This is a genomic window from Candidatus Thiodiazotropha endoloripes (assembly GCF_001708965.1).
GTDB lineage: Bacteria > Pseudomonadota > Gammaproteobacteria > Chromatiales > Chromatiaceae > Thiodiazotropha > Thiodiazotropha endoloripes.
This window is the reverse complement of record NZ_LVJW01000003.1, coordinates 2375904-2390107: the sequence shown is the minus strand read 5'-3', so window position 1 is coordinate 2390107 and position 14204 is coordinate 2375904. Positions and strand designations below refer to the sequence as shown.

The 14204-nt window shown below is 52.0% G+C and carries 15 protein-coding genes and 1 tRNA gene; 8 read left to right on the top strand and 8 right to left on the bottom strand.

The genetic code is table 11. The features are described 5' to 3' along the window. The first annotated feature begins 410 nt into the window (after nucleotides 1-410). From A3193_RS10675 to A3193_RS10665, 3 genes are read left to right on the top strand one after another with little or no spacing between them, the layout of a single operon-like run. Complete coding sequence (locus A3193_RS10675) at nucleotides 411-1199, top strand: HAD-IIA family hydrolase (protein ID WP_069014679.1); 789 nt, start codon at nucleotides 411-413, stop codon at nucleotides 1197-1199. A 9-nt stretch (nucleotides 1200-1208) separates the two neighbouring features. Then, the gene (locus tag A3193_RS10670) at nucleotides 1209-1619 is read left to right on the top strand and encodes a secondary thiamine-phosphate synthase enzyme YjbQ (RefSeq protein ID WP_069014678.1); all 411 of its coding nucleotides are present in this window, start codon (nucleotides 1209-1211) and stop codon (nucleotides 1617-1619) included. Between the two features lie 28 nt (nucleotides 1620-1647). Next, nucleotides 1648-2112, top strand: coding sequence for an NADAR family protein (locus A3193_RS10665; RefSeq protein ID WP_069006798.1), 465 nt, complete (start codon nucleotides 1648-1650; stop codon nucleotides 2110-2112). Between the two features lie 16 nt (nucleotides 2113-2128). Here A3193_RS10665 and A3193_RS10660 read toward each other — a convergent pair whose 3' ends face one another. From A3193_RS10660 to A3193_RS10640, 5 genes are all read right to left on the bottom strand, one after another. Beyond that, complete coding sequence (locus A3193_RS10660; protein WP_069006797.1) at nucleotides 2129-2677, bottom strand: flavodoxin; 549 nt, start codon at nucleotides 2675-2677, stop codon at nucleotides 2129-2131. A gap of 78 nt (nucleotides 2678-2755) precedes the next feature. Further along, nucleotides 2756-3022, bottom strand: coding sequence for a BolA/IbaG family iron-sulfur metabolism protein (locus A3193_RS10655; protein ID WP_069006796.1), 267 nt, complete (start codon nucleotides 3020-3022; stop codon nucleotides 2756-2758). 9 nt (nucleotides 3023-3031) lie between these two features. After that, complete coding sequence (gene grxD, locus A3193_RS10650) at nucleotides 3032-3349, bottom strand: Grx4 family monothiol glutaredoxin (RefSeq protein ID WP_069006795.1); 318 nt, start codon at nucleotides 3347-3349, stop codon at nucleotides 3032-3034. Then, complete coding sequence (locus A3193_RS10645) at nucleotides 3346-3675, bottom strand: rhodanese-like domain-containing protein (protein WP_069006794.1); 330 nt, start codon at nucleotides 3673-3675, stop codon at nucleotides 3346-3348. Before A3193_RS10645 ends, grxD begins: the two co-directional genes overlap by 4 nt. Before the next feature lie 307 nt (nucleotides 3676-3982). After that, the gene (locus tag A3193_RS10640) at nucleotides 3983-5389 is read right to left on the bottom strand and encodes a diguanylate cyclase domain-containing protein (RefSeq protein WP_162273744.1); all 1407 of its coding nucleotides are present in this window, start codon (nucleotides 5387-5389) and stop codon (nucleotides 3983-3985) included. Nucleotides 5390-5730: 341 nt separating this feature from the next. Between A3193_RS10640 and A3193_RS10630 the strand changes: the two genes are divergently transcribed. Next, complete coding sequence (locus tag A3193_RS10630; RefSeq protein WP_069014675.1) at nucleotides 5731-8559, top strand: 2-oxoglutarate dehydrogenase E1 component; 2829 nt, start codon at nucleotides 5731-5733, stop codon at nucleotides 8557-8559. Between the two features lie 27 nt (nucleotides 8560-8586). Next, a complete protein-coding gene (locus A3193_RS10625) occupies nucleotides 8587-9291 on the top strand; it encodes a class I SAM-dependent methyltransferase (RefSeq protein ID WP_069006790.1) in 705 nt (234 codons plus the stop codon). A 229-nt stretch (nucleotides 9292-9520) separates the two neighbouring features. Here A3193_RS10625 and A3193_RS10620 read toward each other — a convergent pair. From A3193_RS10620 to A3193_RS10610, 3 genes are all read right to left on the bottom strand, one after another. Next, nucleotides 9521-9597 (bottom strand) — tRNA-Arg (locus tag A3193_RS10620). Nucleotides 9598-9727: 130 nt separating this feature from the next. After that, nucleotides 9728-9937, bottom strand: a complete 210-nt coding sequence (locus A3193_RS10615) for a hypothetical protein (RefSeq protein WP_069014674.1) — start codon at nucleotides 9935-9937, stop codon at nucleotides 9728-9730. A 4-nt stretch (nucleotides 9938-9941) separates the two neighbouring features. Next, nucleotides 9942-11222 carry a cytochrome c family protein gene (locus tag A3193_RS10610; protein WP_069006789.1) on the bottom strand — a complete coding sequence of 427 codons (1281 nt, stop codon included), beginning with the start codon at nucleotides 11220-11222 and terminating at the stop codon, nucleotides 9942-9944. A 389-nt stretch (nucleotides 11223-11611) separates the two neighbouring features. On the opposite strand from A3193_RS10610, the gene A3193_RS10605 reads away from it, so the two are divergent. The 3 genes from A3193_RS10605 to A3193_RS10595 are packed head-to-tail and all read left to right on the top strand — an operon-like array spanning nucleotide 11612 to nucleotide 13987. Continuing rightward, nucleotides 11612-13081 (top strand): multiheme c-type cytochrome, encoded by a 1470-nt coding sequence (locus tag A3193_RS10605; protein WP_083218683.1) that lies wholly within the window; start codon nucleotides 11612-11614, stop codon nucleotides 13079-13081. Beyond that, entirely contained in the window at nucleotides 13074-13703 is a 630-nt protein-coding gene (locus A3193_RS10600; protein ID WP_069014673.1) for a cytochrome c3 family protein, read from the top strand. Before A3193_RS10605 ends, A3193_RS10600 begins: the two co-directional genes overlap by 8 nt. 35 nt (nucleotides 13704-13738) lie before the next feature. Continuing rightward, the gene (locus A3193_RS10595; RefSeq protein ID WP_069014672.1) at nucleotides 13739-13987 is read left to right on the top strand and encodes a hypothetical protein; all 249 of its coding nucleotides are present in this window, start codon (nucleotides 13739-13741) and stop codon (nucleotides 13985-13987) included. The last annotated feature ends 217 nt before the right edge of the window (nucleotides 13988-14204 follow it).

Here is a 14204-nt window from a genome sequence, read left to right as displayed (position 1 = left end):
AATCACCAGGAGCGAAGCGACGCAGGACGCTGCAGTGAAACGTAGGCGCCCCGAAGGGGTGAGCCGAAGGCGAATCACCAGGAGCGAAGCGACGCAGGACGCTGCAGTGAAACGTAGGCGCCCCGAAGGGGTGAGCCGAAGGCGAATCAATCCCAACCTCCAGCCCACACCCAAGCCAGGGAGACCCTCAACCCCTTTTTTATGGCAGAGAGAGCATTGAAGAAGTATTCAGTCGCAAATAAACGCCAATCACCGCAAATCCACGAAAATCTTCCAATGATGAAGCCCAGACAATTCAGCCATTTATCATCCACTATTGATCCACAGCGACCACTCAGTAATATTTGCGACCATTAGCGGTGATTCGCGGCCAACAACAGACACAGCAACACCAAAGACCACTTGTGAAAATGGCAATTAAAGCTCTACTGCTGGACATGGACGGTGTCCTCTATCATGGCGAAAAAGCGATCCCTGAAGCACTGGAGTTCATGCGAAGGGTTGGGGATTTGCCCCATGCTTTCATAACCAACAATCCCATTCTGCCGCCAGCCAGGGTTGCGGATCGTCTCGAGGGAATGGGCTACAGAAGACCGCATGAGAGGCAGATCGTCACATCGGCCGAAGCGACAGCTCTCTGGTTGGCCCGACAGAAGCCGGATTTCAGATATTTTGCCGTGGGAGCCGAAGGTCTGCATCTGACACTACAGGCACACGGTCGGGAAGATTTGCAGCAGGCCGATTTTGTGGTGATCGGTGAGGGGCCGGGGATCGACTTTGAGTCTATCACCATAGGTACTAACCTGATCCTGAAGCAGGGGGCTCAACTGGTCTGTACCAATCCTGATCACAGTGTTGATGCTCATCATGAGGGCAGTCATCGCGTGTTACCCGGTGGCGGGGCACTGGTAGCGCCCTTCGCTGTTGCCACAGGCAAACAGCCGTTGATCATTGGTAAACCTCACCCACTGCTCTATGAGATGGCTGCAGAGCGACTCAGGATCAGTCTGGACCATTGTCTGATGATTGGTGATCGACCGGATACGGATATTGCCGGTGCGGTCAGGCTTGGTATGAAGACAGCCCTGGTGCGGACCGGTCGGTTTGCCCCGAATATCGATTACCCGGCGGAACTGCCAAGACCGGATTGGGATATCAATTCACTCTCCGAGTTGAGTCAGCTACTGTTTTGTTCTTAGATAGAGCCTATGCGTGACATCATCACCCTGACAACCCATCAGCGGGAGGAACTGGTAGACATCACCCCTCAGGTCGAGGAGGTGGTACGCTCCAGTGGCATTCAGAACGGTCTGGTGGCACTCTACGCCCAGGGTGCCACCGCAGCCATCATGATTCAGGAAAACTGGGATGACAGTGTGCAGCGGGATGTTGTGGATCTGCTGCGTAAATTGATACCGAAAGGTGTCTGGCAGCATGATCAACAGGATGGCAACGGGGATTCCCACCTCAAGTCCGGTCTGGTGGGGCCATCTGAGACCATTCCACTAATCGATGGTAAATTGGGATTGTCCCAGTGGCAGAATATCTTCTTTTGTGAATTCGATGGCCCGAGACGGGAGCGCAGGGTGGTGTGCACGATCCTGCAGAGTCACGATTGAGCTGACTGAATACTAACGGAGTGTCTTGATGTTTTCTGCAGATAACCTGGAGCCTTACTACCTCTCCCGGACCGACGTAAACCATCCATTGGCCAGCTGTTCAAAGTTTGGCTTTGAGCTGGATGATGCAAACTGGCCCTCGGTGGAGCACTACTATCAGGGCATGAAATTTGAGGATCCTGCACTACGGGAGGAGGTCAGAAATGCAGCCCACCCCAACAAGGCGCAGAAGCTGGCAGCAAATAACAAGCGATCGATCCGTAAAGATTGGAAGCAGATGCGGGAGGTGGTGATGACCCGTGCCATCTACATCAAATGCCGGTCTCACCCGGAAGTGGCCGCTGCCTTATTGGCAACCACGGAACAGAAGATCATTGAGACCAGCCAGTACGACTACTACTGGGGGTGTGGTCGTGATGGGCTGGGTCACAACACATTTGGCAAGGTATTGATGGCGGTACGTAGCAAACTGAGGGAGCAGCAGTCGGTTTAATAAATTTGTTTAAGATTCAGGTGAGCATCAACGGCAGAATCTCATCCAGCCAACTGTCGATACGTTGCTCAGTCAACAGGTGCTGCAGATGCTGATCCAGAACCAGTCCGACAAATCGCCCATCCACCACCGACTTTGAATGGTTGAACTCGAACCCCTCAACCGCACAGCCACCGATCAGTTCAGCACCGGCATCTTGCAGAGGCTTATGCAGACGCATCATGCCATCAACGAACCGGTCCGGATAACTCTCCTGATCTCCCAGACCATAAAGGGCTATCTGCTTGCCGGTTAAATCGATGGATTTCAGTTGCGGCAGGAACTCCTCCCAACTGATCTCTTCGTTGCCCGCTGCCTTGCCGGGTAGCTTGCCTTCACCATAGGTTGGTGTGCCGAGTATGAGCTTGTCGTAGGCAAGCAACTGATCCAGCTCAACCCGGTTGATATTGATCGGTTTCGCTGCCGGTTGATCCTCATATCGGGAATTGATTTTGCGGGCGATCTTTTTTGCAATCAGTCGGGTCGTGCCCGATTCTGTGCCGAAGAAGATACCGATCTTATGCATGGTGTTTCCTGTCTGTTAAGGCGGATTGGGAAAATCTTGATAGAGCCTGAGGTAGTGCTATAACGCCGTCTGCAATGTTCAGGCAAGTGGTTGTATCTGTACCAAACCGCCCTGTGACGATAGTTCAGCCGGTGTCTTCGCCTTGATCGTCAAGGCGTGCAGGGTACCGTTGCTGATCTCCTCTTTGAACAGGGCCAGGATCGGTTGCTGACGTTTCAGAATGGAGACTCCGGTAAACGCTTCACTGACCACATAGAGTTCAAAGCTGCAATCCTCACCGGCGATATCGATAACCGCCTGCGGATGGAGTGAACGCACACGGGTGACAATCTCTTCCTCATTCATGAGTGACTCCTAATCTTCAGTGGCTGCTTTGAGCATGGGAAGCAGTTCACCGCTCTGATACATCGCCTCGACGATATCGCTGCCACCGATGATCTCACCATTAATGAACAGCTGGGGAAAGGTCGGGAACTCCGAGACCTCGGGCAGTGCCTGCATGATCAATGGCGAACTGAGCACATCCACATGAGCGAATCCGACCTGGGTTGCTTTCAATACGGATGCCGCCTTGGCCGAGAAGCCGCAGCGGGGCTCATCAGGAGTGCCTTTCATATAGAGAATTACCGGATGGTCGCTCAACTGTTTACGGATCTTGTCTGTGGTTTTCATGCCTTTTTGCCTACTTCACTGTTGCTTGCTTTGAAACGTTCCCAGGCCTCCCAGCCACCAGCCAGGTTGTGTACATTGTTCAAGCCCATTTGGTTCAGGAAACTGCAGAGATCGCGGCTTTGATTGCCGTGATAGCAATAGACCAATACGGCGGGATCAGTGCGACGCTGGCGAATCAGTTGGCCGATGGTCTCATCAGAAGCGGATCGTGCGGCAGGTAGATGTCCTCTGCTTTGGCTCTGCTGGTCCCGCATGTCGATGATGACCGGATCTGCTGAGGAGAGCAGGGCATCGACATCGGTAACCTCTACATCTGAATAACTCACTTCTTCACCTGGGAGTCTCTGTTGTTGATAACTTACAGAGATCTCGCAAGAAGCGTTCCAACAGTGAGCGTTTCTCTATCTGATTGTTTTTAAAGAGAATTTGAGGGATGAGTGGATGGAATTGTCGATTATCATACAATCCGGTCCGGCGCTGGAGTTGTAATACTCACAACATCAATTTGACGATGTGTAAGCTATGGGGGCCGCCCATCTGTTGCATGGATCACGGGGGCGGTTTTGAGTGTTCGCCAGCCTATCTCTGATCCGGCGCTGCTCTCCAACCAGAGATCGAGCTATGCACGGATCGTTAAACCCTGTTGGCCGAGTCGATATCAACAATCTTGCCTTTGTTTTTGTTTTTATACATCTTCCGGTCGCTTACCATGAGCAGACTGTCCATGGAATCACCATCTTCCGGATAGTAGGCGACACCGGAACTGGCTTTGAGTTGAATGGACTGTTTCTCTACCAGGGTATTGCCGGTCAGTTTATTGATGACCTGCTGCTGCGCCTTTTCCAGGTCGCTTCGGCTATGTACGTCATCCACCAGAATAATGAACTCATCCCCGCCACTTCGGCAGACAGTATCCGAGGCTCGAACGCTCGACTGCATACGGGTTGCAGCGATCTGCAGTAGTTGATCGCCGGCACGATGGCCAAGTGTATCGTTGATCGCCTTAAATCCATCAAGATCGATAGAGAGAACGCCAAAGCCTGTTTTATTTCTTTTATGATGTTCCAGCAACAGCTGCAGTCGATCCTCCAACAGCCGTCGGTTTGGCAGACCGGTGAGTGGATCTTGCAGTGCCAGTTCCAGGTTTGTCGCCCGGGCTTTCACCAGTGCAGCGATCAGAGTGCCGATAAACAGAGCTATAAGCCAGCCGATGATTCGAACCGGCCAAAGGACGGTTTGGTCCGAACCCCATCCATCGATTGGAATTGCAGCGATCTGCCAACTGCCGTTGGGAAGCACGATGGATTGAGTCACCGGATTTTGTGAGAACAGTGTCTTATCGCCAAAGATCATCCCACCCTGAGCACCCAAACTATCCTTACCCCTCAAGGCCAGGTTGAGCCCGTCCATCTGCTCTGCAATACCGGCAGACTGAAACAGACTCGGAATATCGATCACAATGGAAGCCAATCCCCAGTAGCTGGGTTTATGTTCACTCAGCAGACCGGTGATACCTTTACGGGTATAGATGGGAGTGCGGGCAATGAACGCGGTGCCGCCCTGAACAAGATTCACCGGCCCGGCGACGACAGTACTTTTTACCTCCATGGCCCGCTTGACAGCTGGCCACTGTGTGCTGTTGTTTTCATACTCCAATCCCAGTGCCGATTCATTGCCGGCGAGCGGGAAGATGTGGGTGATAATGTTGTTTTTAGCCAGACCGATATTGCGGATATTGCGTCCCTGGGTGAGGATCTCGCTGACCAGTTGGGAAAAGTTGGGCTCCTGGACATCAGGATGTGTCGCCACATAGGCAATCAAACCACGGGTCAGGTGCAGTGTGGAGTTGAGTTCACCCTCCAGTCTTGCTCTCAGGGTTGAGACTCTTTCCACCACGTCGGAGCGTTCATGTTCCTGGTTCTTTGAGTCCAGGAGATAGACGATCACTTCCGTTGTGGCCGCCACCACCAGGAAGAACAAAATGCCTGAGATTATCGCCAGGGAGTGTTTTCCCTTGTGTTTAAGTGAGGCAAGATTCAAGCGTGTAAACCTCTTCAAACTACACAATCACAATTGTGCGATTATAACATATGGTCTCTCCATAAGCGTCGAATCCTGCATCCTGCCAGTGTGGAAAACTACCTTGACTTTGAGAATACCGATTCGGTGTCGAAATCATGCTTTTAAGGCGTTCATCTACATCAGATTCCTGATAACTGAGTTAATCAACAACCTAACAGTGAGGTGGGTTTTGCAAGATACAGGAGACCACGAAGCGCTGTAAATCACCATCCATCCTGTGACTTCTGGCGCTCATTCACTTCACCACGGTGCTGGTGCTAGACTGGCTGCAATAATTAGGCAAAAGGCGGAGACTGAGGGTGGACAAAAGCACAAAGATTCAGCGTCGCAGAGCCGATTTTGTCGGTGCCAGTGCTGAATATATCGATCAACTTTATGAAGCCTTTTGTGAAGACCCGGATCAGGTCTCTGCAGAGTGGCGCAGCTTCTTCTACGGTTTCGATCACGGTGTAGACACAGAAGGGCAGGGTCCCGCCGGCCATCTCCCACAGCCATCACTGATACACCCGGGTCTGGATCGCCTGTTCATGGCTTACCGCCTTTCAGGGCATCTCTTTGCGGATCTTGATCCATTGGGTTTGGTGGCTAATCAGCGACCAAAGGAGTTGGATCCCGCCTACTATGGATTGCAGAGTGCCGATCTGCAGCAACCGGTCAATGTGGTCTCCATCGAGGCAGAGCAGGCGTTGCCCGCTGCTGAGGTGATTGAAGTTCTGGAGCGGGTCTACTGCGGCACACTGGCGAGTGAATATCTGCACCTAAGTGCGGCGGATGAACGCCGTTGGATTGAGCGTCGGTTGGAGTCGACCCGGGGGGATTTGGCGGCCCAGAACAGCAACCGGGAGCGGATCGCCGTACTTCGGGATTTAACCGCTGCCGAGGGGCTGGAGCAGTATCTTCATCGGCGTTATGTGGGTCAGAAACGTTTCTCGTTGGAGGGGGGGGATTCCCTGATTCCCCTATTGGACGAAATAGTCCAGGGTGGGGGGCAGCGTGGTGTCACCGATGTGGTGATCGGCATGGCCCATCGCGGTCGTCTCAACGTGCTGGTGAATCTGCTTGGCAAGGCTCCCAGTGAACTGTTTTCAGAGTTTGAGGGAGACCATAGCCTGGATGCGGGCTCCGGTTCCGGGGATGTGAAGTACCACCAGGGTTTCTACTCAAACATCCAGACACCGGGCGGTCCGGTTCATCTGTCACTCGCTTTCAACCCATCTCACCTGGAGATTATCGGGCCGGTGGTGCAGGGTGGTTGCCGGGCAAGACAGGATCGTCATGAGACGGATGCCAAGGATCTGGTGCTACCGGTCATCGTACACGGGGATGCGGCCTTCATCGGTCAGGGGGTGGTCACTGAGACGCTGAACCTTTCCAAAACAGCGGCCTATGGCACAGGCGGTACGATCCATGTGGTAGTCAACAATCAGATCGGTTTTACTACCAGCCATCCCCAGGAGGCCCGTTCCACCCTCTACTGCACTGAGGTGGCGAAGCTGATCCAGGCACCGATATTTCATGTCAATGGAGATGACCCGGATGCGGTGCTGTTCGTTACCAGGCTGGCAATCGACTACCGACTGACATTCCAGAATGACGTGGTCATCGACCTGGTCTGTTATCGGCGTCAGGGTCACAATGAGGCCGACGAGCCAATGATGACTCAGCCACAGATGTATCAGCGAATCCGCAACATGCCGACCACCCGCCAGTTATATGCCCGGCGCCTGGTTGAGGACGGTCTGGTTAAGGCGGATGATGCGGAGGAGATGCGTGAGAGTTACCGCTACTCCCTGGAACAGGGCAAGGTGGTTGTGCGGGAGTTTCTGCGCGGTTCCCGCAGTGGTTACGAGGCCCATTGGGAGGAGTACCTGAATGCCCGGCCCGATGAGCAGGTAGAGACCCGGGTTGATCGGGCGTTGTTGTGTCGCCTGGGGCAGCAGACCCTGAAACTTCCTGAGGGCTTTACGCTGCAGCGGGCGGTAGCCCGAGTGGTGGCTGAGCGGCAACGGATGTTATCCGCTGAGGTGCCATTGGATTGGGGGATGGCAGAGACCCTTGCCTACGCAACCCTGCTGCACGAGGGTTATGCTGTGCGACTCTCCGGTCAGGATTCGGTCAGAGGCACGTTTGCTCATCGCCATGCCACCTTTCACGACCAGAACAATTTTTCCACCCATACTCCCTTGGAACAGCTGTTCGAGGGGCAGCCCCGTTTCGAGGTGATCAACTCCATCCTCTCCGAATTGGCAGTGCTTGGTTTTGAGTATGGATACGCCACCTCGATGCCCGGCACATTGGTGATCTGGGAGGCCCAGTTCGGTGATTTCGGCAATGGTGCGCAGATGGTGATCGATCAATTCATCGCCAGCGGCTATCTGAAGTGGGGACGGCTCTGTCAGTTGACCCTGTTCCTGCCTCATGGATTTGAAGGGCAGGGGCCTGAACACTCTTCGGCACGGCTGGAACGCTATCTGCAATTGTGCGCGGAACTCAATATGCGGGTCTGGGTACCCACCACACCGGCCCAGTTTTTTCATCTGCTGCGGGACCAGATGATGCGCCGTTTTCGTCGGCCGCTGATTGTGATGACACCGAAAAGCCTGTTGCGTCACCCGATGGCCAAGTCACAACTTCAGGCCTTTACCGATGGCGCCCTGGCGAGTGTGCTGCCTGAAGCGGATGACCTGGATCCACAGCGGGTTCGGCGAGTGGTGCTTTGCAGCGGCAAGGTCTACTTTGAATTGCTGCAAACCCGGCGTGAAAGGGGTATCGAGGACATCGCCATCCTCAGAGTGGAGCAACTCTATCCATTTCCCCGTCACCCGCTGGCTGAAATATTGTCAGGCTATGGACAACTCACAGAGATCCTCTGGTGTCAGGAGGAACCCCGTAACCAGGGTGCCTGGTATCAGATTCAGCACCATTTACGCTTTCTGGCTCAATCCGAACAGAGTCTTGGATATGCTGGTCGTTCCCCCTCGGCGTCACCGGCCTGTGGTGATGCCACACTCCATCGGGAGCAACAGATGGCATTGATCGATACGGCTCTTTCTGCCGGCAGGGTTGAGGATCCTGGGGAGCGGCTTGATGATACGGATATGCATATCGATGGGAATCTCTCATCGTAAGATCACTTCCACTAAGAGGATGAGGAGATGGGGCTAACCTTGATATATCTGCCCAGACTCGTTTTCATTTTGCTACTGACTGCTCTGCCATCTCTCTCATTGATGGCGGAGGATCATTCGGCAGGTGCTGATCCACGAATCAATCAGCCCTATCAGGATCCGGATTTTCAAGTTTGGCAGGATATCTTTGAAAGTCCGGGACGTGAGGTATACGACGACAGAGAGGCAATCCTGCAGGCTCTGAATCTGGAAACAGGTATGTGGGTGGCTGATATCGGTGCAGGTACCGGATTGTTTACCTGGTTATTCGCAACTGAGGTTGGTGACCAAGGTCGGGTCTTTGCAGTAGATATCTCCTCAGAGTTTATCCGCAATATTCTGCAGATTGCCAGGCAGTCGAACCTGAAAAATGTACAGGGTATCGTCAATTCACAAACCAGTTTGGCACTGCAGCCAGACACCATGGATGTTGTTTTCGTGTGTGATACCTATCATCACTTCGAACAACCGCAAGTGATGTTGAAATTGATCCATCAAAGCCTCAAGTCCGGCGGAAGATTAGTGGTCATCGACTACCGTAAAAGGCCTGGATTCAGCTCCAACTGGGTGATGGATCATGTCAGGCTGGATAGAGACGGTGTCATTGCGGAAATAGAGCAATCCGGTTTTCGCCTCAGTGGTGAGGAGAACTTTCTCCGTGCCAACTATTTTTTAACCTTTACAAAGAAATAACCAGCATCTTTGATTCAGAGGTTCGAATTATCTCAGATTCGGGATAGGAGACTCTGATTTATGGGGGTAGGGCTTTTGTGAAAATGGCGCGCCCGGAAGGATTAACAGCTTTCAGCTGCTCTGCGGCACTGACGTGCCTTGTCGAACCGATTATTTTGATTCGGAGGTTCGAATTATCTCAGATTCGAGATAGGAGGTTCTGATTTATGGGGGTAGGGCTTTTTGAAAATGGCGCGCCCGGAAGGATTCGAACCTCCGACCACCTGGTTCGTAGCCAGGTACTCTATCCAGCTGAGCTACGGGCGCGTTTTTTTGTGAAACGCGAATTCTGAAGATATCTTGGTGCTTTGTCAATCCCGGATGAGAAATAGATCTTCCGGCTGGATTCCAGGCCCGTAGCGGCTCTACTACTCCCCGTAACCGCTGATCATCGCCTTCACATAGCCAAGGAATCCATGCTGGTGGTAATCGCCAGGTAGAGAAGGGCCTCCAGAAAGGTCGGTATGGCAAAGGGGGGCGCTGTATGGATCAGGGCTATGGCGCCCAGGCTCAGCCACCCCGGACCCCTGGCATACCAGGAGGTGTGGAAGAGATAAGGGGAGGTTAGTTCGGCTTGGCATCGGTTGATGCCAAGCCTGTTTGTCATCAGTTTAAGGCGTGCTTTCCGCCGTTGCTATCAGCGTAGGTGCGGTCAAATCTTCTGGCAGGTGCTTGAACTTCTCTACCAGTACCGGCCAAAGCAGGTTGTAGTAGAGTTCACCGCGTACCAGTTTTACGCCTTTCGACGGTATGTCGTAGACCAGTGTCCGCTCTTCGTGAGGTTTAAGGCGTGTATCCTTACCCAGTGCTGTCGCGGTAGGTGGCATGGCCGGTTTGCCTTCGCTGTCGGCCAGGGCGTAGACGAAGTAGGCTTTTGAATCCCCATCCTTCGGATGCCCCTTGGCATTTTCCCAGATCACATTGCCCTCGCCATCATAGGCTGTCAGTTTCATGTAGATATTACGGAAAGGTGCCCCGGTCGGCAGGCTGTGGGGTTGAGGATTTTTCAGATAGGCAGTTGCCCGGATGACATCCCCGATAGATTCGGTAGAGACATCAAACACCACAGAACGCTGCAGAATACCGCTGTCATGTCCACCGCCCATGGAGTGATCCGCTAACCCGTCATTGATCGGCATATGACAGGAGAGACAGTTTACCTGGGAGTGGCTGACGGAATACTCGTTACCGGTCTGACAGAGAGGAACGCCGTGTGGATTGTTGCGCTGATCATGACACCCCATACAGGAATCCGAAGTCTTCATCAGCTTGGGATTGCTCTCCATCGGCATGGAAGGAATCTCTTTACCGTCAACCGTTACCCCTTCACCCAGATGTGGATTGGGTTTACTGTCATCGCTCATGCCACTGCCACCGAAAACATCACCGGCAGCAGCCAGTTTCTGTAATCCCACATTGGAGTGTCTTCCCGGACCCTGTAACGTATCTTTGGAGTAATCGTAGGCCTTCAGACCGAGTTGCAATTTGCCATTCGGCGCCTGAATGCCGTTGTACTTTTTCAGGCTATGGCAAACCACACAGTTGACCCCTTCAGAGTAGGCTGGTTTGGCGTCGAGTTTTGTGGTTTTGTCCTTTGCTGCATTGGGTGCATGGCACTGCAGACAGACTGGATACTTGCCTGATGCCTTATGTTTAACCCCTTCCTTGGTAGGGTCACCCACAACCTTCTTATAGAATGTAGCGTGAATCGGATCATTGAGCGCAGAACTGTTGCCATGCATCGATCCTTTCCACTGTTTATAGATCTCTTTATGGCAAGTCTTGCAGGTTTCAGATGAGATTTGGTGAAGTGGTTCGGCGAGTACCTGGCTGTTGAGACTGAACCATCCGAGCACGACAAATAGCAGGATTAACCCTCTTTGATTATCCATCAACTTCCTCCTTTTTTTTTATTTATAATTCGCAAATTCAAACCGCATATGGTTGCGAATTATTCACTATCAATAATCACACTATCGAGCTTGCATCATCAATTAGGGAAACTACTGAATTAATAACGGCTAATATTCTTTACTTGAATACAAGAATCAGCAACACAATCAGAATCCTGTATTGATCATTAATTATAAAAAATGCATAGTGTTTACTGCGTTTGCAGGTGATATTTTAGTCAGAGAAAAAGAAAAGCTGATATCTGCAACAGATACAATTTCCTACTAAATAACTAAGCAAAAGATAACGCACAGCAAAAATTAGGTGTAATGGCTGCCGCTATTGAGCGGCTTAAAAATAGTAAGAACGCATATTGCAAGGGGGAGGCATGCTCACAGAGCAATCACTTGGACGTAGCGGTCATTGGACACTCTTCGCGTTCTTATTTCTGTTTGTATTGATTCCTCCGGCTGTCGCCGAGAAAGTAAAACTTGATCCGAGTAACTGGGGTCTGGAAGAGGGCAAGGAGTGTGTCTCCTGCCATAAAAAATCCTCAGCGGCTTTAACCCATGAATGGCAGAACAGTGCCCATGCCGAAGCTGGGGTGAACTGCCTCGATTGTCACTTGGCCGATCAGGTCGACAACGATGCAATAGAGCATGAAGGTGCAATCATCGCCACCATTGTTTCGCCTAAGGATTGCGGCCGTTGCCATGTCAAAGAGTTTAAAGAGACTGAAGGATCGGTCCATGCAAAAGCGCTGAGTATGATCAAGAACCGCTTGCCTGCGCTGGCAGATAATCTGAGCGGCAAAGAGATGGTTGCTGCAGGCTGTGCCCAGTGTCATGGCTCCGAAGTGGTCGTGCGTGGTGACGGTACCCTGACGCCTGAAACATGGCCCAATACCGGCATCGGGCGGATCAATCCGGACGGTTCCCTCGGCTCATGTTCAGCCTGTCATGGGCGTCACAGTTTTTCCAAAGCGCAGGCCAGGGATCCGAGCGCCTGCACCTGGTGTCACACCGGTTCCGACTCGCCGGACGATGAAGTCTACGCAAGCTCAAAGCACGGCATGCTCTATGAAGCCAACCGATCGAAAATGAATCTGGATAGCGATCAGTGGGTACTTGGTAAGGACTATAGTGCCGCACCAACCTGTGTCACCTGCCATATGGGCACCACTCCGGGCGTGAAGGGAAGTCACGATGTGGGGATGCGGGATGCCTGGAGTCTCAATCGTCCGGTATCCGAGCAGCAGTATCTGGTCATCTTCGACGATGGGGATCGTAGGGAACTGCCCGATTCCCAGCCAGCTCCAAGACGAGGTTCGGAGCTGAGTAAACTGGATGGCAGCATGGGTAAGGTGAAGGCGGTTGCCAGTCCTAAACGGCGTCGACAGATCATGACCAAGGTCTGTCTTGAGTGTCATGGCAAGAACTTCGTAAACAGCTACATGAAGCAGTTCGATAATCTGGTTAAGCTGTATAACGATAAGTTCGGTAAACCGGCTCAGGCAATCATGTCGGCACTCTATGAGAAGCAACTGCTGACCCCTGCGCCGTTTGATGAACCGATTGAGTTCAGCTTTTGGCGGCTCTGGCACGATGAGGGAACGGCTGCGCGTCATGGTGCTGCGATGATGAGTCCAAACTACGCCTCATGGGAGGGGATGCACAAGGTAGCACAGAATTTTTATGGTGAGTTTCTGCCCCAGCTTCGTCAACTCGCCGGAGAAGAGACCGCCAATGAGTTGATTGAGATGCATGTTACCAGCCAGGATCAACACAGCTGGTTGAACAATCCGGGTAAACCGAATCCGATTCTTGGTTACGGCATTGGGAAAGAGAGCCATGAGTAAGCTGAGACTGCCGCTGTTCATTACTCGCCATGTTCTGTTTGCACTGTTGATCGGTGGTTTTGCCGGTATCGGTTTTGTACTGTTTCTGACTGAGTTCGATCATATCACCAGCACGGAAACATTCTGCACAACCTGCCACTCCATGGAGCTGGTAGCTGAACCCTATCGGCAATCCTCCCACTACCGGCCCGCTTCGGGTGTGCAGGCGAGTTGTGGCGACTGTCATGTATCCGAAGGTGTGTTCGCCGCCACCTGGGATCACTTTATCGGAGGCAAGGATCTGTTCAATCAATTGTTCGGTGCTGATTACGATGATCCAGTGATCAATGCGCTGCATCTGCCTGACGCTGCCTTTGCCGCCAGGGAGTGGTTCAAACAACGTGATTCGGCTACCTGTAAACGTTGCCATGTCAAAGAGGCAATCTATGGTACCCGGCCGGATACGGTTCTGATCCATACCGAAGACGCAAAAGAGAAGAGCTGCATCGAATGTCACTACAATCTGGTACACAGAGCTGTACCGGATAAAGCCGTATTCAAAAGGGATAAATGGAACCGGATGATTGAAGAGGAGTTTGGTTTGTCACCAGGTGAGGCAGATAAACTGCTTGGCGGGGATTGAGTTTGCCTAGTCGTCTATAGAATTGAGGATAACCAATGGGTCTATTGAAGATCGGCTGTAAATCGATGCGGGAGGGGGTCGTTGTCTCCTCCATATTTTTTATTGCAGGTATCCTGATGATTCTGGCCGGCAGCAATATCGTACCTGACATTTTCTACATGCAGCAGATCGTTATGTTTGCCGGATTGCTGCTTATGTTATTTGCTCCATTGATCCTAATTGCCACATTTCTGCTTTCAGTTTTACCTGGTGCAAAGGAAAATCTGGATAAATGCGAGCATTGAATGAGCAACTAACCGTAAGGTGATTCAACAAAACAACTGCTGAGCGGGTCTCTGTAATGACTGGAAAGTAGCTTGCCACTCACTGAGTGGTGACGAAAGATTGGCGTACACTTCGGTTTTGGATCTTCGCTTCCTTAAAATGGTAACTCATTGAAATAAATTAAATTAATTAATATGGCATAACTGTTGCTCCCGTAGTGGAAAGTGCGGAAAGAAG